This window comes from Thiorhodococcus fuscus (assembly GCF_042682685.1).
GTDB classification, from domain to species: domain Bacteria; phylum Pseudomonadota; class Gammaproteobacteria; order Chromatiales; family Chromatiaceae; genus Imhoffiella; species Imhoffiella fuscus.
In genome coordinates this window covers 54,715-74,416 of the sequence record NZ_JBHUHX010000032.1, presented here as the reverse complement: position 1 = coordinate 74,416, position 19,702 = coordinate 54,715, and the positions used below count along the sequence as shown (strand labels likewise).

The window sequence follows — 19,702 nt, the reverse complement described above, 5'->3', positions numbered from 1 at the left end:
GCGCCTCACGCCAACCGATCCGCATCGCGCAGCCGTTGCAGGGTCTCCAGCCAGACGATGAGATCCAAGAAGGCCGCCGTGGCTGCGGCGGGATCCTCCGCGCACGACAGCACCTGTGCGAGACGCTGGACCTGGGGCCACTCGGCGCTCCCCTCCTCGTCCAGGAGCCGGTCGAGCGCGGAGCGCGCGGCGGCGGAGGGCGAGGCGCAGCCGGTCTGAAGCCAGAGTTCGAGACAGTCCCGCCAGCGATCGAGCAGGAGATCGATGCCGGCGGCATCTACAGAGTCAGACTCATCCATGCGACGGCTCCGTCGTTCAAGAGGGCGATGGGATCGAGCGCCAAGCCGGTCTGGGCGCGATAGAGGGTCCCGAACAGCAGCCAGCCTTGGACCGAGCCCGGTGCTCGGGTCTCCATACGCTGGCGCTTCAAGGCGCTGACGGGATCGCGGACCAGAATGCCAATGGAGAGCTCCGCGCCATTGGAATCGGTCACGGGCTGCGTCCACCATTGGGTGTGCGGATCGAACTGTCGGGCGCCGGCCCGGGCGACGCGGATCACCACCGGCAGACGCGGCGGCGGCGCCATGAGATCCTCGACCATGGTCTCTGCGAAACGCCGTCTCAGGGCGGCGAAGTCGGTCTCGACCGGCAGTTCTGCCGCCGGATCGCGCAGCGCGCGGTGCTCCAGACGGGTGCCTGGTCGCCCGGACAGCCGACCCTCCGCGCTGACCCAGCCGGTCCGCAGCAGCACCTCCGAGGCCGGCAGCTCGCGCAGCGGCGGCCCCTCGGCCCAGCGCCCATGCCTCCAGACCTCGATCGGATCCCATTGACCCTGTTGGTCTTGCAGAGGACGGCGGGTCTCGGTCAGACGGTACCAGCGCCCTTCCCCAGGCGCGTAACAATGGACGCTGATGCCTTCCTGACCCAGTCGTCCCTGCCAATGCTCGGCGGACACGCCGATCAACCGCAGTCCGGTGACCTTGCGATAGAGGGCACGATTGACGCCGGTCAGGCGCAGCAATGGGACCTGCGGCGCCGCCTTTTCGAGACTGCCGACCAGCAGGCGCAATGCGGCGAGCGTGCCGCCGATGCCGCGCACGTCGGCAAAGCTGCGTCCCTGACGATCCTGTTCCAGCAGATCCAGAAGCGCGGCCATCAGTATGCCGACACGCGGAAGATCGGCCTGACGGGCCGCCGTGGCCAGAACGCGGCCCTGATCGGTCATCGCCGGGGACAGTCCGGTCAGCCCGGCTGCCGCCAGTTGCGTCATCCACCGCGCGATGGCCGCGAGCGATTCGGTTTGATCGCGGCTCAGCGCGTTCTCGACCGACGCTGGGTCGAACAGACCCAGACGGCGGCGCAGCTCCAGGACCACCAGCGCCCGATGCGGACAACGCGCCGCTCCGCAGGTGCAGGTCGCGGCCTCGGGTCCGGCGGATCGGGCCATGCGCACCCGCTCGCTCTCGCGCTCCGTGACCTCGGCCACCCAGCCCGCAGGCCCCTCCTCCAGCTCCGGGACTAGACCGAGCCGCATCCAACGGCCCGCGCGATCCCAATGCGCACGGCCCAATGCCCGAACCAGCGGCGCCTCGTCACCGAGCAGCCAGTCCGGGGCAGCCGCTTCCGAAGCATCGACAGCCGCCATCCGCGCCGTTTTGGCCAGCAGCAGCAACGCCACCAGATGGTGACAGGTCGCAGTCGCCGGACAACCGCAATCGAGCCGATCGAAGCCCGGTCCGCTCAGTGTCTGGCGATGACCGTCGAGCTGCGTCATCAACCGCTCGCTGTCCGCCTCGACGCGATCCGCGCCGCTGGCGTCGGCCAGCTTGCGCCCGCGTCGCAGCAGGCCCTTGTTGGCCCAGTCCTCGATGTCCCCGTCGCCGATCTCGGCGAGCCAAGTCTCGATGGCGGCGAGCGTCACGATTTGGTGAGGATGCGCAGTTTCTCGATGACGGTCGCGACGAGCCGTGGCGGCACCTCGCCCAAGGGGAGCAGATGGGATGAGCCCCAATCCTCGCCCATGCGCCGGAATTCGAGATCGCCGAGGACACAGTCCTCGTCGAAACTCATGCTGATTTGGCATTCCTGCATGCCGATCTCGACCCGGATCCGGCTGAGCGGATAGCTGTGGGTGTAGCCGAAGATGTGGGTGCCGTCCTGGTCCGCGACCCCGTAGTCCCACTTGGTCATGAGCCGCTTGACGTTACCCCAAGGCGCCTTGGCACCGGAGAAGCGGCTGAGCGACAGCGACGCGCGCTCCGCGTCATCCAGGGCATGCACAGGCGCCTCGGTCTGAACGATGAAGGGGGTCAGCTCATAGTCGGCGAAGTGATCGCGCCAGCCGGCGATCTCCTCCTCCGTCGACTCCAACGGATGCCAGAGACGCACCTCGCCCTCGGCGAGCGCGACCGGCTCGTCCTCGCGATCGATCAGCGAACCGTCCTCGCTGATGCGAAAGCTCTGCACGCCCTGCGCTGTGGTGCCGCTCCAGATCAGGCTCTTGCCGACGAGTAGCAGGATCGGATGCTTCAGGAACAGTTGCTCCCAGCGCCCCGTACTCCAGGACTTTCCGCAGTCGAAGGCCTCCTCAAGCCGTGGACCCAACTGTTGGACGACCGGCTTGACGTTCTTCTTCAGCAGCGCGAAACGACTCTCGGCCACCGCGCGCAGCGCCGGATCCTCGTCCTTCTTGGCCTTGGGCAGGGACTTGCTCTGCTTGCCCGTACCGCCGTGGATGACCCGCAACGACAGATCCGGCAACAACAGGGCGCGATAGACATAGGGACCGACATCCAGCACCAATCCATCCGGCCCCATGTCCAAGGTGGGCACCAGCTCGTCGTACAGCTCCTGGAGCGGGAGACCCCGACGCTCGGCGGCACGCCGCAGCGCCTGGTAGGCATCCCCCCGCACCACGTCCCGATACTTGCCAGTCTTGCGGATCTCGTCGAGCGTGAAGAGCGCATAGGTGGTATCCAGCTCCCCGAGGGTTCCGACCACCCATCCGGCGCGCTGGTAGTGCTTTTTGTTCCAGAGCGCGACCAGCTCCTTGAGCTGGGGAACCAGCCGGTCATCCCCGAAGGCCGACGCCAGACGCAGCACCCAGCGATCCTTGTTGTCCGCCGCGCCCTGCCCCCAGGACTCCACCAGCCGAGATGCCAGCTCGGCGCGCTGCTCGCTGCTCAGAAGCGCCCACAACTGCCGCACGCCGCGCGGCATCTGTCCCCATTCCTCGTCGCGCGCCAGCATGCAGCTCCAGTGCAGGGCATCGCGCGAGAACGGCAGATCCAGCTCCTCGATACGCGGATTCCACAGCCGTTCCAACGCATCGCTACGCTTGCCCTTCAGCCCCTTGACCGCCTGCGCCTCGAAGGCGGCGAGGTCCGCGTCCAGCAGTGGATCCAGGTCCGAGACGTCGCGACCGAAGTGCTCCAGCCGATCGAGGATGTGACCGCGCTGGATGTCGGTCCAGCGGCTCGCCCGCTCGCCGAGACACTCCTCCAGCACCGGCACCGCATCGGCATCGCTGCGCTCGCAGAGACCGCGCAGGGCGAGATCGCGAACCGCCTTACGGCTGTCGGACAGCAGGCCAGCGTCGCGCAGACGTCCGGGCGTGATCCGGGCAAGCCCCTTGGCCGCATGTGGCAGGACCGTTTTCTGGCTCGCAAGCGCTTCAAGTTGGGGCAGACTCGCCTCGAATCCCGCGTCACAGAGATGCCGCAAGGCCCACCGGGCGGCATCGCGCCGTGCCAGCAGGGGCGCGGGATCATCGGCCATGCCTCGGTCGAGCAGCGCGACCACGGACGGCTGATTGAGCCAGTGGCTCAATCGATAGTCTCCAGCCCCATCGAGCTCGCTCGCGAGCGCACTCAGCACGGCACGCCGGCTCGCGGGACCGAGCCAATCCCAGGCCGCGTTCGCGACGCGCCAATCGACCTCCTCGATCGCCGAGAACGCCCGATCGGACAGGGCCGGGTCTTGCATATACCAGTCGCGCAGCCGGTCGAGGGCCGGCCCCACAGCCTCCGCGAGCGCCTCGCCCTCCTCGTCCGTCGTCACCGAGGCCGCCTGCGAGAAGGCCTTGAGCAACAGGGCGCGCTCGTCGCCCTCGACGCGATGCGCCCAAAACCAGTCCATCCAGTCATCCGGGAGGATCGATGACTGCGCGCACCAGATGCGCAGACAATCCGCTCGGCGCGACGCCAACAGCCCCTCGTCCGGCGCCAACCCATCGAGTTGCCAGCCCAGGTTGGCGATCGCCACCTCTTGCAGCTCGGAATCGCAGCGGCTGTCGAGGATCAGCCGCCGCAGCAAGGCCCGGTCACCGACCAAGCACAGATGCGCGGCCCGCAGTCGATCGACCGCATCGGGCTGCGCCTCGATCCAATGGCTCAACACCCGCGCCTGGACCTGGCCTTGCACGCTGTCGGACCAGCGATAGCGACGACGTGCCCTGTCCTGCCCGATCCGTTCGAGCAGCTCCAGGGTCAGATCGCTGCCGACCTCGGCGATCAGCCAGTCGGCCATGCCATCCCAGCTCGCACTGTCGTCTCGCGCAGGCAGTTGCGCGGGCAGCAGCCCCTCGCTCGCCAGGACGCGCGCCATCGCGAGCCAGCCGCCCGGCTGTCCCTTGCAGGCGGAGAGGTGATGCGCGGCAAACGCGGTACGTTGGGACGGCGTCAGGGCCGCAACGAAACCGGCAAGGCCGTCGAACGCGGACCCGAGCACGTCCATGACGCCCGCCAACTGCTGGAAGGCGTCGTTGCGCAGCCGTCGGGGGTGTTCGATCATGGCGGCCCGCGCCCGCTCGTCCTGCAACGCCAGCCAAGGATTGTCGGCGTCGACGCCCTCCTCGCAATCGATGCCCGAGACGATGATCAGGATCCAGCCTTTCAGATCGAGTAGCCCCGCCCGTGCCGCCCGCGTGATCGCCCTCGCCTGCGCATCGGCATTGATCGCCACCTCAGCGGCGATGCGTCCCGCCACCAGCGCCTCGATCGAAAAGAAGGGCGCCTCCAGCATCACCCAGCGGGCGTAGACCTCTCCGGTCCGCTGGTCCGCGTCCAGGTTGCGGATACCGGACAGCAACGGACGATAGTCCTGCCACGCGAAGTCGGGACGCGCCCCCGCCTCGATCCGTGCCTTCAGCGCCAGGAGCCAGGCGGTCACGGGCTCGGCATCGCTTTCATGCATCAGAAAGCCGAAGAGGGTCTCGGTGTCCGGCGCATCCGGCACGCCGGATAGCCCCGACGCCATCTCGACATAGGCACGGCAGAAGGCCCGCAGACGCTCGACGAGCGCGGCGGCTCGCAGCTTGGCCTCGTGCCGGTCGAATTGGCCGAACAGCGCCGCCTGACGCTTGCGGTCGATGCCCAGCGGGTCCAGACAGGCCCGGCTGTCCTCGTCCTCGACCCAGCGCCCCATCAGCACGCGCATGATCACCCGCCGACAGGCATCGTTGATCAGCCCGCGCTCGACGATGGCGTCCAACACCAGTTCTGCGGTCTCGCGCCCGCCCTCCAACGCCCGCAGCAGCGGCGTCTTGCCGGAGACATCGAGACGCATCGGATCCGCCCCCTGAGCCAGCAGCAAGGCGACCGCGCCGGGGCGCTGATGCTCTACGGCATAGCCGAGAGGCGTCAGATCCTGGTCGTCGATCGGGTTCTCCAAACGGTCTGGAGTCAATGCCTGCTCGATGGCCTGGGTGTCGTCTTGCTGGATAGCGGTGGTCAGCGTCCCCATGGGGCGAGGTCTCCTCGGGTCGGTTCTTTTCGTTGTCGGCGATGCATCGCCTGGACGGACGCGCCTGCTCGACTCGGATGGGAATCGACGGCGCGCCCGAGCAAATCGGGAACCTTAACCCGAAGTCGAGACGCGTTTCGTGATCCTTGGCACAGGGCCGCGCCTATCGGGCGTCCACGCAGCGCTCGACCACCGCCGAGCACCGCTTGATGCGGCCGAATCCCCAGCCTGCACGATTGTCGTGCGCGATCGAAACGATGCGCCCATCGCGCACCCGGATGTCGAAGACGCAGGCCGAGGCATCGCGTTCGGGATCCGGGGCGGGATCGGACAGCAGCCGTCCCTCGGCATCGTGCGACTGGGCCGACGAGTACCGGTACAGACGTGTCGAAGAGGTGCCGGACACCTCGCGGATCTCCAATGGTTCGCCGATGCAGTGCGCCAAGATGTCGGCATCCTCGCCGATCAGCGCCTGTTCGGCCGTGTGCAGGGTCTTCAGGTGGGGGGCGCCGCAGCCGGCGAGCGCCAGCGCGGGAAGTGCGGCGAGCAGGGCGTGTTCGGTACGCATGGTTTCTCTCCTCGGATGGATCCTTTCCGGTTTTCAGGCGGTGGCCGTGCGCAGCCGGCCGCTCAGACGCAGACCGTCGCGCAGGCTCATACCGAGCAGGGCGATGTTGACGGCCCCGGCGATCAGCTCGAGTGCCTGGACCCCGTAGAAGACCGTGTCGAGCGTTCCCGACTGGGCCTTGAAGGACAGCAGGAAGGCGCAGGGGACCAGGATCAGCAGACCGTTCGCGGCGATGAGCGGCATGCGTCGGCGCTTGGCGGCGACCAGTCCCCCGGAGCGGTCGCGCGCGATCGCGAAGCCCGATCCGCCGACCGCCGCGAGGGCCGGGATCAGGATCGTCAGGCCCCAGGGAATGGCGGTCTTGACTGCGACGATGGTGGCCATGTCGCCGAGCGTCTCGGCCAGGACCGTGGCGACCCAGAAGGTCAGGATGGTCAGCAGCGCGATCGCGCCGGCGACGGGATGGAGGCGTTTGGACATGGTATGACTCCGTCTCGAACAAAAAACATAGCAGGCTATATAACATTGCATATCAAGCTATGCAAGTGGTACCAAGGCGGGATTCGGACGTTGGGATGCGTCGATCGCATCCTTCCTGCCTGCGTGGAAAACGCTTCAGTCGAGACGAGATCAGATGACCTTCAACAAAGACGAATCGGCGGGCTATCTCGCCAATCACTTGGCGCGGCTGTTCGCGCGCGAGCTTCAGGCACGGATCAAGCCGCTGGGATTGAGCACAGGGACCTTCCCGGCGCTGCTGGTGCTGTGGGAGGGCGATGGTCTGACACAGCGCGAGCTGATCGAACACCTGGACATCGAGCAGCCAACCATGGCCAACACGCTGACGCGCATGGAACGCGACGGCCTGATCCAGCGTCGCAAGGATCCTGCCGACGGGCGGGTGCAGCGCATCTGGCTGACGGATCAGGCGCGCGCGCTCGAAGGTCCGGCAACGGCGGCGGCCGAGGCGGTGAACGCCGACGCGCTGGCGGGGCTCGAATACGAGGAACGCGCAGCCTTCCAGGCGACGATGCGCCGAATCATCGCAACCCTGCAGGCTCCCGTCGGTGATCGGGACATCCCGGCCAGGCGCCGTGCCGAATCCACATGACCTTGGGTGGAGCCTATCGCGCCAGAGATGGGCTGACCGAAACCCCGCATGACTCACCGCCGTCGGGGACCGCCATAAAAGCCCTGCCCAACACCGTGCCAACCTCGCATGCGGCGCAATACGGCCACCAACCCTCGGTGCGTGGGGGATGCTGCTGGTCTTACGATGCCTTGCAGTTGTCTGCTCTGGCTTCAGTCGCGGCCTATTGCGCCCTACGCTGGGTCAAGCGGTGTCGGTCTTGTCTTTTGGCTTCGGCTCCCGAAGCGTTTAAAGAGACGGTCATCGCATACATAGTGCCTTGAGGCCGATTCATGTGAGGACTTCCCCCATGCTCCAAGCGCTGACGATTCTGTCTCTCCTATTCCTGACCGCTCCCTCGATGGCCGCCTCGGACGCCCCTGCCGAGCTGGGAGCCGGCATGCAGCACCCCGGATACGAGGAACAGCCCGCCTGGTTCAAGACCTCCTTCTTGGATCTGAACGAGGATGTCGCGGAGGCCGCGGCCGAGGACAAGCGGGTGCTGCTCTATTTCTACCAGGACGGCTGTCCCTACTGCGCCAAGCTGCTGCGGGACAACTTCACCGACCGCGAGATCGTCGAGCTGACGCGCCAGGACTTCGACGTCATCGCGATCAACCTCTGGGGCGATCGCGAGGTGACCGGGCTGGACGGCGAGACCACGACCGAGAAGAAGCTCGCCACCCTGCTCGGGGTCCAGTTCACGCCGACCCTGCTGTTCCTGGACGAAGCCGGCAAGACGGTGCTGCGGCTGAACGGCTATCTGCCGCCGCACCGTTTCGCGGCCGCGCTGAAATACGTGGCGGAACGCCACGAGCGCAACGGCGAGCGCTTCAGCAAATTCTATGTCCGCACCAATCCGCGCGAGGCCGAGGGCGACCTGCACCAAGAGGCGGGCTTTCTCGCCCCGCCGTTACGACTCGGCGACAACCGCCGGAAATCGCCGCGTCCGCTGGTGGTGATGCTGGAGCAGCCGGTGTGCCGGGAGTGCGACGAGCTGCATCAGGACGTTCTGCGCCGCGAGCCGGTCGCGCTCTCGCTCGCGGCCTTCGATGCCGCCATCGTCGACGTCTTCTCGCGCGAGCCCCTGCAGACGCCGGACGGACGGGAGACGACCGGGCGCGACTGGGCCGCCGAGCTGGGGATCGAATACACGCCCAGCCTGGTCTTCTACGATACCCAGGGTAGGGAGGTCTTCCGCACCGAGGGCTATCTGAAGGCGTTCCACGTCCAGGGCGCGCTCGACTACGTCTCCACCGGCGCCTACCGCTGGCAGCCGAGCTTCCAGCGCTACCTCTCGGCGCGCCGCGAGGCGCTCGCCGAGCGCGGGATCCAGATCGACATCATGCGTTAGCCGATTCCATCATCGAGGCGCAGAGGCTCACGGCCGACTCGAAGGTTCCCAACCTCCCAGCCATATCCGCCTTGCGCGCGACCATCTTCTCGGCCAGCTTGCGGCTGCCGCCGCCGTCGAGGATGACCTGGCGGATCCGGTCGTCCGGGATCCGAACCACGACCTCGATGGCCTCCTTGATGGCGTCTGGACGCATGTCGGCGAAGAGCCGGAGCGCATGCGGGTTGTCCTCGTCGCGGCGCAGGACGTCCAGTTCGTCCACCCGGGTGCCGAAGGCCTTGCCCTTGGGATCGCCCTGGGCCCGAAAGCACAGCGCACCGCCCAGATCGAGCGTCAGCACCTGTCCGTCGACCACGCCCTGGTTGTCCCCGTCGAAGCCGGCGGCGTCCCAATTGGCCGTCCAGGCATGCACCCCGAACCAGCGCTGGGCCTGGCGGCGCTCGCGCTCGCTCAGGTGCGCCACGCAGCGCTTGTCGAGTTGGACCCACTGGGTCGCGATCTGCTCGGGCTCGACCGTGCGCACATAGGTCAGGGTCGGGGCACCCGTCAGCCGGTAGAGCCGGGCGGCGATCGCCTCGTTGCGGGCATGCATCGGCGACTCCAGCGTCTTGACGTAGAAGCGGCGTCCGTCATCGTCCTCGAAGATGCCGGCCGGATTGGTGCCCAACTGACCGCCGACACGCTGCATGAGGGCGGTATCGATGGGAGGAATATCGGAGGTCATCGCGAATCCTGGATCAGGGAATGGGGCAGGTTCGGCGCACCAGGGCGAGTTGCGAAGACGTCTCGATGGCGCCCCTGCGTTCGCGGCGAACGTCGCGGATCGCCTCGTCGGGCTCCATGCCGAGTTCGACCAGCAGTCGCGCGGCGATCATGCCGGCGCGCCCGAGGCCGCCCTTGCAGTGCAGGAGCACATCCTCTCCGTTGCGCAGCATCTGGCGGATCTCGCGGCCATGGACGAGCCACAGATCCTCGAATGCCTGGTTCGGAATCGAATAGTCGGCGATGGGAAGATGGCGCCAGGCGATGCCCCGGTTCTGGACCTCCTGGCCGAGGTGCGGCACCTTGAGCATCGCCAGTTCCTCGGGCTCCACCAGCGTCAGCACCAGCCTGGCGCCCCAGTCGCGGATGGCGTCCAGATCGGTCCCGAGGTCGCGCTTCCAGGCGCCCGTGTAGGCAAGGGGATCCTGCTTGCCCGGACAGAAGGTGATCCCGATGCGTCCGTGCGCGGGGCTCGCGCGGACTTCCGCGATCCGAAGCGGGTGCGTCTGGCTCGTCCGAACCTGTGTCATAGGGGCATCTTGACGGCATACCGAGGGTCGGCGTGCCAGTGTATCAGAGCCTCTATGCGCGTCGACCCGTTTGCACCAAAATCCCGGTCGCGGCATGAAGGCATCCCGTCATGCACCCACACCACCCATCGATCCGAGCCGACCCACGATGACAACTCGACATCCCGAACTGACCGATCTGGGCTGGTCCCAGTGGTTCGACCAGCGCGCCGAATGCGATGCCTCGCAATCCATCGCCCGCGTCGCGGCCGTCGACCGCGATCAATTGCTGCTCCTGGACGGGCAGGATTCCTTCCGCGCCAAACTGGCCGGCAGCCTGCTGCATCGCCATCGTTTCCCGCACGAACTGCCCTGCGTGGGCGACTGGGTCTGCCTGGAACGTCGGCCGGGGGACGATTTCGCGATCGTCCATTCGGTCGTCGAGCGCCGGACCGCACTGCGCCGCAAATCGGCCGGAAACGCCGTCGAGTATCAGATGGTCGCGGCGAATCTGGATACCGTCATGATCGTCCAGTCCTGTCACTTCGACTTCAACCTCAAACGGCTGGAGCGCTATCTGGTCATGGTGATGGACGGCGGGGCCGATCCCTGCATCCTGCTCACCAAGACGGATCTGGTGGATCCGGACGTCCTGGCCGGTCAGCTGGCCGAGATCGAGGCCATGGGCCTCATGACTCCGGTCCTGACCCTGAGCAACGTGACTCGGGAGGGACTCGACGCGCTCGAACGGGCGCTGCTGCCTGGGAAAACCTACTGCTTCGTCGGATCCTCCGGTGTCGGCAAGAGTACCCTGATCAACCATCTGATCGACCGGGACGCCCTGGAGACGGGCCGCGTGAGCGCGACCGGCGAGGGACGCCATACCACCGTCCGCCGCGAGCTGATCCGGCTCGACGGCGGCGCGCTGGTCGTCGACACCCCGGGAATGCGCGAATTCGGCATCTTGGACGCAGGGAACGGCATCGAAAGCAGCTATGCCGAGATCACCGCCCTCGCCTCACGCTGCCGCTACCGCGACTGCACCCATCGCGGCGAGCCCGGCTGCGCCGTGCGCGAGGCGCTCGATTCGGGCGAGATCGGCCGCGCCCACTTCGAGAACTATCTCAAGCTCAGACAGGAGTCCGATTTCAACCAGATGACCCATGCCGAGCGGCGCAAGAAGGACCGCGATTTCGGCCGCTTCATCAAATCGGTGAAGCGGGATCTGAAGGATCGCTGAAGGCGAACTCGGGTGCCTCGCGCTCAGGTCCTTCCGCCACCTCGCCTCTCCCCTGTCAACCTCAACATGCGGCGCAATACAGCCGCCAACCCTTGGCGTGTGAGTGATGCGGTGGTCTTACGATGCCTTGCAGTCGCCTGGTCAGGCGTCAGACTCGGCCTATTGCGCCCTACGCTGGGTCAAGCGGTTTCAGGCTAAGCCCGGCGGGCCATCGTCTCCGACCCAGTCAGCTAGGCGAGCCGGTGTCATGGGGCCGATCTCCATGTCGGCGGCAGCAAGTCCGCGTAGGGCGCAATAGCGATAGCGTATTGCGCCGAATGGAAGCCACACCGACGCCAGACATCTTGCCAGCGTGCCTTCGCCACAAGGAAGGCCGCGCCGTGCACAGCCCCAAACACCGTGCCAACCTCGCATGCGGCGCAATACGGCCGCCAGTCCTCGGCGTGTGGGTGATGCTGCGGGTCTTACGATGCCTTGCAGTTGCCTGCTCTGGCGTCAGTCACGGCCTATTGCGCCCTACGCTGGGTCAAGCGGTTTCAGGCTAGCTCCGGCGTGCCATCGTCTCTCCGACCCAATCGGCTAGGCGATCCGGTGTCATGGCGCCGATCTCCATGCCGGCGGCGGCGAGCTGGGCGGCGAATGGACGGTCGTAGTCGGGGTTGCCACGCTCGTCGAGGGCCGCCAGTCCGAGCAGGGCGACACCACTCTGATACAGCCGCGCCGTCAGCCGGACGAGCCTCGCGGGGTTGCCGCCTTCGTAGAGGTCGGAGACCAGCACGATCAGGGTCCGGCGCGGTGTCTCGACCTTACCGCGAGCGTAGTCCATGGCCGCCGCGATGTCGGTGCCGCCTCCGAGCTGGACGCCGAGCAGGAGTTCGACCGGATCGCCGACACGCTCGCTGACGTCGACGACTCGGGTATCGAACAGGACGAGACGGGTGCGCAGGACGCGCAACCCATGGAAGACGGCGGCGACCACGGCGCTATGGATCACGGAGCTGAGCATGGAGCCGCTCTGGTCGACGAGCAGGATCAGGTCCCAGGGCGGCCTGCGCCGCTGGCGTCGCCAGAACCACAGCCGCTCCGGGATCACGACGCCCAGCTCCGGCTGATAGTGCTTGAGGTTGCGCCGCAGCGTGGTGGCCCAGTCGAGATTGGCCAGCATGCGCGCGCCGCCGTGCTCCTGGCGCAGTCGTGGACCCAGGATGCTGTTGCGCACGCGCCGCGTCAGGCGCTCTTCCAGCTCGGCGACGACCTTGCGGATCAGCCGGCGCGCCTCGCCCATGGCCGTGTCGGACAGCAGTGAGCGATATTGGATGAGCAGTCGCACCGTCTCCAGATCGGCGGGCGCCTGGCGCAACACCTCGGGATCGACCAGCAGCTCCCGCATGCCGTAGCGCTCCAGGGCCTGACGCTGGACGGTCTCCGCCGTCGAGCGCGGAAAGAGTGCGCGGACCCCGGCCAGCCACTGGGGGACACTGAGCCCCGAGGAATCCCGCCCGGCGCGCCGAGTGCCGCCAGTCTCGTAGACGCGCCTGACGTGCTCGCGGCCGTAGAGGTGCTCCAGCAAATCGTCGCGTTGACGATCGCGATCGCCGAGGACGGGATGACGCTGGCCTTGTTGGTCGCCGGACTCGCCGCTGGTCGCAGCGCAGGGGGCGAGTCCGTCTTCGGCGGCAGGCCCCAGGATCAGCCGCCAACGGCGCCGCAGCTCGGCGCCCTCCTCGCTGGACAGATCAGTCAGCATCGGTGAATCCCCAGATCTTCAAGGCCGCAAAGGCCCGGTCGTGGAGCTGGCGCGCGGCGGCACGGTCCCGATCGCTCCAGACCGCGCGGGTCGCCGACGGCTCGCCGGACAGCAGACGCGCGATCAGCGCACCCAGATCCGCCGCCTCGCGGGGCTTGAGCGCGGTGAAGGCGAGCCGCAGATGCGGCAGCACCGCGAGCAGTTGGTCCTCGTCCCAGCGCAGCAGCACCCGGCTCATGGCCGCGATCAGCTCCGGTTCCTGGACCAACAGGGCGCGAGTTGGAGGCAGAAAACCCTGAAGAAAGCCGCCGAGTCGGATCGGGGTCAACTCGCCCTGGCGCATCGCCCGCTCCAGTGACGCGCGCCCCTTCGTGCTCGGCCAGAGTCCGCGTGCGGTCAGGATGCCCGCCGACCGTCCGGCCAGGATCGGCGCAGGGGCACTGTCTGCAACCCCGATCAGGCTGTCCCTGAACAGCTCCAGGTCGCACCAGGGTGCGTCCGGTCGCGCTAGACCGTTCAGCAGCCCCAGTGCTTCGGCGCAATCGGCATCGCGCTCCGGCTCCAGGTCGCCGATCCAAGACAGGCGCCGGCAGGCGTAACGGAAGCCGCTGCCGAGCAGCGCATCCAGGTCCGTCGCGTCCTGGGGCTCCAGCAGATGCCGGGCGTTGCGCGCCAGCTCGATCCGAGCCAATCCGGCGACCAGAACCACGAAGTCGCCCTCCTGACCGAGCCAGGCGGACAGGCGTTCGAGCAGTCGGCCGATACGCTCGCGCAGCCCCATCTGTAGCGCCGAGATCAGCAGCGATGCGGCATCGCCGCCCTGGTCGAGCCGCTCGCTCAGCCGGCCCGAGGCCGCCTCGCCGATCTGGGCGCCGTAGAGGCTGCATTCGGTCAAGGCCGAGTCGGTCTCCGGTCTCCAACGCAGACGCCAGGTCTCGCGCACCCGATCGAGTCCGGTGCCGGCGACGAAGTCGGGGCCTGCCTCCCGCTCGGCATAGGGGATCCCGAGAAAGCCGAGCTGCCATAGAAAGCGCGACACCTCGCGATGCCGCTCGGAGCGATAGAGATCGAGCACGCGCACCCGTTCGGCGCCAGCCGCGTAGGCGAGCCGAAAGTGCTTGCAGCGGGCGCGGAAGTCCTCGACCAGGGGCGCCAACGGATAGCCCTCGGGGACGCGCCCGACGCACGCCTCGGCCGCCAGTTCGCGCAGCAGACGGCGCCAGGCGACGGGATCGGGCTGCAAGGTCTTGGCGAAGGCCGTTTCCATGGCATCGAACAGCTCCGGGCGACCCGGCGGACAGGCGCGCAAGGCGCCCAGTCGGTGCGCGATCAGCGTGGCCTCCAGCACATCGGGCAGGGTCACCGGCTCGCCGCGCTCGCGCATCTGGCGAGCGACACGGGCGGCAGAGACGCGAATCGCCTCGGCCCGTGGGTCCGGCTGGCCGCGTTGTCGCCACAGCGCCTGGTAGTAGCCGCTGTCGGCGATGCCGGCCGCATAGCCATTGGCGGCATCCAGACGGGACAGGGAGTAGGGAATCAGATAGGTGCCCTGCTCGCCCGGCTTGCGTGGATCGACGGGCGGCGGATCGGCGGGCATCTCCAGCAACCGCGCAATGGCCTCGCAGTGATAACCGCCGGTGATCGCCAGACAGCGCCCCTCCTCGGCACGGGCGTCGCGCACGGCACTCGCCATCGCGCGCTCGCGTGCCGCCGTTTCCACGTCGCCCGTGTCGAATTCCGGGCGCAGCAGCAGACACCAGTGCAACAGGGTGCGAAAGAAGGTCTCGGGGTCGCCGGCCGGGGTGCGGGACTCGAAATAGCGGTCCCACCATTCGTTGAAGTCTCTGCAGCCGGCGCGCTCGACCAGACGGCTGGTCGCCCAGGACTGCTGGAGCAGCCGGTCCTCGGCGAGCGTGCGCTCGACACCCTCGGGCACGGCGTCTGACTCTGGCGTGTCTTGACCGGACAGACCGACGCGCGCCGCGTAGGGAAGGTCGATGAAGCGCACCTCGGCACCGACCCGCAGCCCCTCGCGGATCGCGATCCATTCCGGGGAGAAGCCGGCCATCGGAAAGAAGCTGCGGTGCCGCACCGGCTCGCCGCCAGCCGATCGGGCCGGCAGTGTATGGAAGCAATAGATGGCCAGCGGCGGGCGAGCGTCCTTCGCACCCAGGTGCGGGATCAGGGCGGTAGCGTCGGCTGGGCCTTCGATCAGGATTCGGCTTGGCCGAACACGACGGATCAGGGCCTGTAGATGCAGCGCACAGGCCGGGCTATGGTGACGGATCGGGACCAGCCAGAGGTCGGAGCCGAAGGGGATGCGATCCAGACGCGACTCGTCCGCCTCGGCCGCGCTCAGAGCCACGCCTCCCCCTCCAGCAGCGCCCGCCAGGCCGGGTCGTCCGAACGATGGCTGCGGACCAGACGCAGATAGTCGCGTAGCCGGCGGCGGTCGTCCTCTTCGTCCTTGATGACCGTGCCGCCGAGATGGCGCAGCAACTGGGCTGGACCAGGCGGGCCGCCGCCGAGATACCAGGACTCGGCCATCGCGCTGTAGAGGACGTTGATGGCCTCGGCGGTCGAGAGGACATTGCTCAGCGGCTCGAGCGCAACGCCCAGTGCCTGGGCCTGGCGCAGCTCCTGAAAGAGGGTGATCAGCAGTCCGGTCAGATCCGGCGCCGGGGCGGTCTCGATACCCTCCGCCGCCAGCAGACGCCCCGCCTCGCGGCTCACCAGCTCGCCCTCCAGCCGAGCGTCGGAGAGCGGTTGCATGGTCTCGAAGTTGAGCCGGCGCTTGAGGGCCGACGACATCTCGTTGACGCCGCGATCCTTCAGGTTCGCGGTCGCAATGATGTTGAAGCCCGGCCGGGACAGCAGCATCGCCCCTTCGCCCTTCAGCTCGGGTACATGCAGCACGCGATCGGACAGCACCGGGATCAGCAGGTCCTGGATCTCGACCGGGCAACGGGTGATCTCCTCGAAGCGCATCAGCGCGCCCTGCTCCATCGCCCGATGCAGCGGGCCGGGCACCAGCGCCGCCGGGGTCGGACCGTCACGCAGCAGCAAGGCATAGTTCCAGCTGTAGCGGATGCCCTCCTCGACCGTGCCGGCGCTGCCCTGGACCGTCAGCGTGCTGTGGCCGGAGATGGCCGCTGCCAGCAGCTCGGAGAGCAGCGACTTGGCGGTTCCCGGCTCGCCCGCCAACAGCAGCCCACGCTGCCCCGCCAGCGTGACGATGGCCCGTTCCACCAGCACGTCGTTGCCGTAGATCTTGCGCTCGATGATCTGGCCGCCGAGCGTCTCGCCGTCACTGCCGAGGATGAAGGCGCGAACCGCGCGCGGGCTCAGTTGCCAGCCGGCCGGACGCGGGTGACAGTCCCAGGCGCGCAGTGCCGCGAGTTCATGGGCATGGAGCTGCTCGGCGGGAAGACGCTGGGCGGAGGAGCTGGGTCGGGAATCGGCCGTCATCGTTCGCGGGATCCTGAACTGAGTTGTCGGTTGCCAGGCCGAGGCACGGATGCCGAAAACGCGATTGAGCCGGAGACGCGCGACGCCCCGCTCGCCCCGTCCCGACCAAGCATAAACCGCGATGATAGGCGAGATGCGCGTCAGGGTTTGCGAACGCGGGCACGCTTGCGCGACGAACGCGCCGAGCGGCGGTGATTACAGTGGGACAAAGGCCGCAACGGTTTGCTAACATTCCGCCTTTGAGACGCGCGTCGGCTCGGCTTCGCACGCTGGGCATACAAGCCCCCGCAGCCCGTTCGCGCATCAGGCTCCCGGCACGATTTCACCCAGCCTTGCGGGTCTCCGGTCTCTCAGTGCGGCCACCATGGCAACCAGCGAAGCCGTCCTGATCGGCCAACCGCACCTTCTTGATGAGGACCCACAGATGGCCACCAGCAACGGCCCACGTCATTCCAAGACCGGCAAACCGATCGATGTCGACAAGCTCGACCGCGTGGTCGCTCAGGCACGTCAGGCCAGCGACGAGCGCGCGGCGGGTTATCGCGACCAGGCGCTCAAGCTCTATCCCTGGGTCTGCGGACGCTGCGCCCGGACATTCACCCGCGAGAACCTGCGCGAGCTGACCGTCCACCACAAGGACATGAACCACGACAACAATCCGTCGGACGGCAGCAACTGGGAGTTGCTGTGCATCTATTGCCACGACAACGAACATCAGAAGTACGAGGAGCACCTGGCCTCGCTCGGTGCGGGACGCGGCAAGACGCACAAGGACAGCGCTAACCAGACGACCTTCAACCCGTTCGAGGGTTTGGCCGATCTTTTGAAAAAGGACACATAGGGCATTCGCCGCACTGCGGACTCGCCCGCGTCGTCATAGACCTGCGGGCCATCCGCACGCGATCGACCCATTTCCAGCACACACCACGCCACGAAGGAGCCCTGCCCGGCCTCCCCAGTGAGTCGCTACCGGAGTTCTCGCCCCGCAATGTCCCCGCTGATCTTCTTCGCCTCCGCCCCGAAAAACATGGGGAGCCTTCTCGCCGAGGAGCTGATCAAGCTCGGCATGCGGGACGCAACCGAAACGCGCGGCGGCGCGCGCTTCTCCGGCACCCTGGAGGACGGATACCGCGCCTGCCTCTGGTCGCGGATCGCCAACCGACTCCTGCTCCCCATCGCACACGCGTCCGCCAACGGACCGGATGATCTCTACGAGATCGCCCGCGAGGTTGCCTGGGAGGAGCATCTGACGCCGGACCACACCTTCGCCATCCAGTTCGACGGCTTACTGCCCGGAATCAGCCACAGCCATTTCGGCGTGCTGCGCGTCAAGGACGCCATCGCCGACCGCTTTTCGGAACGGTTCGGCCATCGCCCGAGCGTCGACCCGAACGACCCCGATCTGCGCGTTCATGTCTATGCCCATCAGGGCACGATCGGCATCAGCATCGATCTCTCGGGACAGTCGCTGCACCTGCGCGGCTATCGGGACGCGGGCTCGGCGGCTCCGCTGAAAGAGAACCTGGCAGCCGCCGTGCTGTTGCGCGCCGGTTGGGCCGACATCGCGGCCGAGGGCGGTGCACTGCTCGATCCCATGTGCGGCTCCGGGACGCTGGTGATCGAGGGCGCGCTGATCGCCGCCGACATCGCCCCCGGACTCATGCGCCCGCGCTTCGGCTTCCATGGCTGGCTGCAGCATGACGAGCCGACCTGGCAGCGCCTGCTCGGCGAGGCCCGGATCCGCCGCGATGCCGGTCTGCGCCGACTCGGCGGCCTGCGCGGCTACGATGTCAATTCGGACGCGATTCGCATCTCGCTGCATCATCTGGAGCGGGCGGGTCTCACCGGTTACGCGCACTTCGAACGCCGCGAGCTGAACGATTGCCGCCCCGGTCACCCCGAGGACGAGGGTTTGGTGATCGTCAACCCGCCCTATGGCGAGCGTCTCGGCAACGAGGACGAGTTGCCGGACCTCTATGCGAGGCTCGGATCCGTTCTCAAGGAACGCTTCGTCGGTTGGCGCGCCGGCGTCTTCACCGGTGCCCCCGAACTCGGCAAGTGCATGGGATTGCGCGCACAGCGCATGCATACCCTCTACAACGGCCCGATCGAATGCAAGCTGCTGCATTTTCGCGTCGAGCCGCGCTATTTCGTCTCGAATCAGCCGCGTCCGCTACCGCCCGAGGAACGCAGCCCCAGCGCGACCATGCTGGCGAACCGAATCGTCAAGAACCTCAAGTCGCTGCGCAAATGGCAACGCGACGAGCAGGTCTCCTGTCTGCGCATCTATGACGCGGATCTGCCGGAATATGCCCTGGCGATCGACATCTACGAGGGCGAAAAGCGCTGGGTGCACGTCCAGGAATACGCCGCGCCAGCGAGCGTGGATCCCAAGCGCGCCCGTCAGCGTCTGCGCGAAGCGCTCGGGCTCATCCCAGAGGTGCTGGAGGTCCCGGGCGAGCAGGTCTATTTCAAGATTCGGCGTCCTCAGAAGGGGCTGAATCAGTACGAGAAACTGGCCGAGACGCGCCATTTTCACGAAGTTTCCGAAAGCGGTCACCGCTTCCTGGTCAACTTCGAGGACTATCTGGACACGGGGCTCTTCCTCGACCACCGTGACGTGCGCCGGCTCATCGGCGCCCTGGCACCGGGCAAACGCTTTCTGAACCTCTTCGCCTACACGGGAACGGCCAGCGTCTATGCCGCCATGGGCGGCGCCGTGTCGACGACCACGGTCGATATGTCACGCACCTATCTCGAATGGGCAGCGAGCAATCTCGGGCTCAACCGCATCGAGAGCGACGCCCACGAACTGATCCAAGCGGACTGCATCCGCTGGCTGGAATCCATGGCCACGCGGCGTCAATTCGATCTCATCTTCCTCGACCCACCGAGCTTCTCCACCTCCAAGCGCATGTACGGCACGCTCGACATCCAGCGCGACCATGTGGGACTCATCAAGTCGGCGATGCGGGTCCTGGAGCCGGGTGGAGATCTCATCTTCTCGAACAATCTCAGACGGTTCCGTATCGATCTCGACGCCTTGGCACCGCTGGAGGTCGTCGACATCAGCGCCGACACGCTGCCCAGGGATTTCGCCCGCAACCCACGCATTCACAACTGCTGGCGAATCCGGCATTCGGCCTCCTGAACGGGGCGACGCATAGCGGCCAGGTTGTGGAA

Annotated in this window: 15 protein-coding genes; 5 read left to right on the top strand and 10 right to left on the bottom strand. The window is 67.2% G+C overall.

The window, feature by feature from the left end; all coding sequences use genetic code 11:
• Nucleotides 1-5 precede the first annotated feature (5 nt).
• From ACFSJC_RS12405 to ACFSJC_RS12385, 5 genes are all read right to left on the bottom strand, one after another.
• On the bottom strand, nucleotides 6-299 hold the full coding sequence (locus tag ACFSJC_RS12405; RefSeq protein ID WP_386027125.1) for a hypothetical protein: 294 nt from the start codon (nucleotides 297-299) through the stop codon (nucleotides 6-8).
• Nucleotides 278-1,921 (bottom strand): hypothetical protein, encoded by a 1,644-nt coding sequence (locus ACFSJC_RS12400; RefSeq protein WP_386027123.1) that lies wholly within the window; start codon nucleotides 1,919-1,921, stop codon nucleotides 278-280. Before ACFSJC_RS12400 ends, ACFSJC_RS12405 begins: the two co-directional genes overlap by 22 nt.
• Nucleotides 1,918-5,742: a DUF4132 domain-containing protein gene (locus ACFSJC_RS12395; RefSeq protein ID WP_386027121.1), complete on the bottom strand. Its 3,825-nt coding sequence runs from the start codon at nucleotides 5,740-5,742 to the stop codon at nucleotides 1,918-1,920. The genes ACFSJC_RS12400 and ACFSJC_RS12395 overlap by 4 nt, the downstream gene beginning before the upstream one ends.
• A 163-nt stretch (nucleotides 5,743-5,905) precedes the next feature.
• Nucleotides 5,906-6,310 (bottom strand): hypothetical protein, encoded by a 405-nt coding sequence (locus tag ACFSJC_RS12390; protein ID WP_386027119.1) that lies wholly within the window; start codon nucleotides 6,308-6,310, stop codon nucleotides 5,906-5,908.
• Between the two features lie 33 nt (nucleotides 6,311-6,343).
• A complete protein-coding gene (locus ACFSJC_RS12385; protein ID WP_386027116.1) occupies nucleotides 6,344-6,790 on the bottom strand; it encodes a hypothetical protein in 447 nt (148 codons plus the stop codon).
• 154 nt (nucleotides 6,791-6,944) lie between these two features.
• Here ACFSJC_RS12385 and ACFSJC_RS12380 point away from each other — a divergent pair, with 154 nt between their 5' ends.
• Nucleotides 6,945-7,421 (top strand): MarR family winged helix-turn-helix transcriptional regulator, encoded by a 477-nt coding sequence (locus ACFSJC_RS12380; RefSeq protein WP_386027114.1) that lies wholly within the window; start codon nucleotides 6,945-6,947, stop codon nucleotides 7,419-7,421.
• 328 nt (nucleotides 7,422-7,749) lie between these two features.
• Nucleotides 7,750-8,793: a thioredoxin family protein gene (locus ACFSJC_RS12375; protein WP_386027111.1), complete on the top strand. Its 1,044-nt coding sequence runs from the start codon at nucleotides 7,750-7,752 to the stop codon at nucleotides 8,791-8,793.
• Here the strand turns inward: ACFSJC_RS12375 and ACFSJC_RS12370 are convergent.
• Both ACFSJC_RS12370 and ACFSJC_RS12365 read right to left on the bottom strand, forming a co-directional pair.
• Nucleotides 8,783-9,517 carry a hypothetical protein gene (locus tag ACFSJC_RS12370; RefSeq protein WP_386027109.1) on the bottom strand — a complete coding sequence of 245 codons (735 nt, stop codon included), beginning with the start codon at nucleotides 9,515-9,517 and terminating at the stop codon, nucleotides 8,783-8,785. The genes ACFSJC_RS12375 and ACFSJC_RS12370 overlap by 11 nt on opposite strands.
• A gap of 13 nt (nucleotides 9,518-9,530) precedes the next feature.
• The gene (locus tag ACFSJC_RS12365; RefSeq protein WP_386027107.1) at nucleotides 9,531-10,085 is read right to left on the bottom strand and encodes a cyclin-dependent kinase inhibitor 3 family protein; all 555 of its coding nucleotides are present in this window, start codon (nucleotides 10,083-10,085) and stop codon (nucleotides 9,531-9,533) included.
• Between the two features lie 148 nt (nucleotides 10,086-10,233).
• On the opposite strand from ACFSJC_RS12365, the gene rsgA reads away from it, so the two are divergent.
• Nucleotides 10,234-11,304 (top strand): ribosome small subunit-dependent GTPase A, encoded by a 1,071-nt coding sequence (gene rsgA, locus ACFSJC_RS12360; RefSeq protein ID WP_386027105.1) that lies wholly within the window; start codon nucleotides 10,234-10,236, stop codon nucleotides 11,302-11,304.
• 541 nt (nucleotides 11,305-11,845) lie between these two features.
• Here the strand turns inward: rsgA and ACFSJC_RS12355 are convergent.
• Genes ACFSJC_RS12355 through ACFSJC_RS12345 form a run of 3 tightly spaced genes read right to left on the bottom strand, consistent with a single transcriptional unit; the run spans nucleotide 11,846 to nucleotide 16,519 of the window.
• Complete coding sequence (locus ACFSJC_RS12355; protein ID WP_386027103.1) at nucleotides 11,846-13,051, bottom strand: VWA domain-containing protein; 1,206 nt, start codon at nucleotides 13,049-13,051, stop codon at nucleotides 11,846-11,848.
• Nucleotides 13,041-15,416 carry a DUF5682 family protein gene (locus ACFSJC_RS12350; RefSeq protein ID WP_386027101.1) on the bottom strand — a complete coding sequence of 792 codons (2,376 nt, stop codon included), beginning with the start codon at nucleotides 15,414-15,416 and terminating at the stop codon, nucleotides 13,041-13,043. The genes ACFSJC_RS12355 and ACFSJC_RS12350 overlap by 11 nt, the downstream gene beginning before the upstream one ends.
• Nucleotides 15,407-16,519, bottom strand: a complete 1,113-nt coding sequence (locus tag ACFSJC_RS12345; protein WP_386027098.1) for an ATP-binding protein — start codon at nucleotides 16,517-16,519, stop codon at nucleotides 15,407-15,409. The genes ACFSJC_RS12350 and ACFSJC_RS12345 overlap by 10 nt, the downstream gene beginning before the upstream one ends.
• A 424-nt stretch (nucleotides 16,520-16,943) precedes the next feature.
• Between ACFSJC_RS12345 and ACFSJC_RS12340 the strand changes: the two genes are divergently transcribed.
• Entirely contained in the window at nucleotides 16,944-17,360 is a 417-nt protein-coding gene (locus ACFSJC_RS12340; protein WP_386027096.1) for a YajD family HNH nuclease, read from the top strand.
• Nucleotides 17,361-17,507: 147 nt separating this feature from the next.
• Nucleotides 17,508-19,670 carry a bifunctional 23S rRNA (guanine(2069)-N(7))-methyltransferase RlmK/23S rRNA (guanine(2445)-N(2))-methyltransferase RlmL gene (gene rlmKL / locus ACFSJC_RS12335; RefSeq protein WP_386027094.1) on the top strand — a complete coding sequence of 721 codons (2,163 nt, stop codon included), beginning with the start codon at nucleotides 17,508-17,510 and terminating at the stop codon, nucleotides 19,668-19,670.
• Nucleotides 19,671-19,702 lie beyond the last annotated feature (32 nt).

Bases quoted from the DNA above. Each gene is read 5' to 3' on its own strand.
- ACFSJC_RS12405 (WP_386027125.1), bottom strand. From the start codon at position 299: ATGGATGAGTCTGACTCTGTAGATGCCGCCGGCATCGATCTCCTGCTC.
- ACFSJC_RS12395 (WP_386027121.1), bottom strand. From the start codon at position 5,742: ATGGGGACGCTGACCACCGCTATCCAGCAAGACGACACCCAGGCCATC.
- ACFSJC_RS12390 (WP_386027119.1), bottom strand. From the start codon at position 6,310: ATGCGTACCGAACACGCCCTGCTCGCCGCACTTCCCGCGCTGGCGCTC.
- ACFSJC_RS12385 (WP_386027116.1), bottom strand. From the start codon at position 6,790: ATGTCCAAACGCCTCCATCCCGTCGCCGGCGCGATCGCGCTGCTGACC.
- ACFSJC_RS12380 (WP_386027114.1), top strand. From the start codon at position 6,945: ATGACCTTCAACAAAGACGAATCGGCGGGCTATCTCGCCAATCACTTG.
- ACFSJC_RS12375 (WP_386027111.1), top strand. From the start codon at position 7,750: ATGCTCCAAGCGCTGACGATTCTGTCTCTCCTATTCCTGACCGCTCCC.
- ACFSJC_RS12370 (WP_386027109.1), bottom strand. From the start codon at position 9,517: ATGACCTCCGATATTCCTCCCATCGATACCGCCCTCATGCAGCGTGTC.
- ACFSJC_RS12365 (WP_386027107.1), bottom strand. From the start codon at position 10,085: ATGACACAGGTTCGGACGAGCCAGACGCACCCGCTTCGGATCGCGGAA.
- rsgA (WP_386027105.1), top strand. From the start codon at position 10,234: ATGACAACTCGACATCCCGAACTGACCGATCTGGGCTGGTCCCAGTGG.
- ACFSJC_RS12355 (WP_386027103.1), bottom strand. From the start codon at position 13,051: ATGCTGACTGATCTGTCCAGCGAGGAGGGCGCCGAGCTGCGGCGCCGT.
- ACFSJC_RS12345 (WP_386027098.1), bottom strand. From the start codon at position 16,519: ATGACGGCCGATTCCCGACCCAGCTCCTCCGCCCAGCGTCTTCCCGCC.
- ACFSJC_RS12340 (WP_386027096.1), top strand. From the start codon at position 16,944: ATGGCCACCAGCAACGGCCCACGTCATTCCAAGACCGGCAAACCGATC.
- rlmKL (WP_386027094.1), top strand. From the start codon at position 17,508: ATGTCCCCGCTGATCTTCTTCGCCTCCGCCCCGAAAAACATGGGGAGC.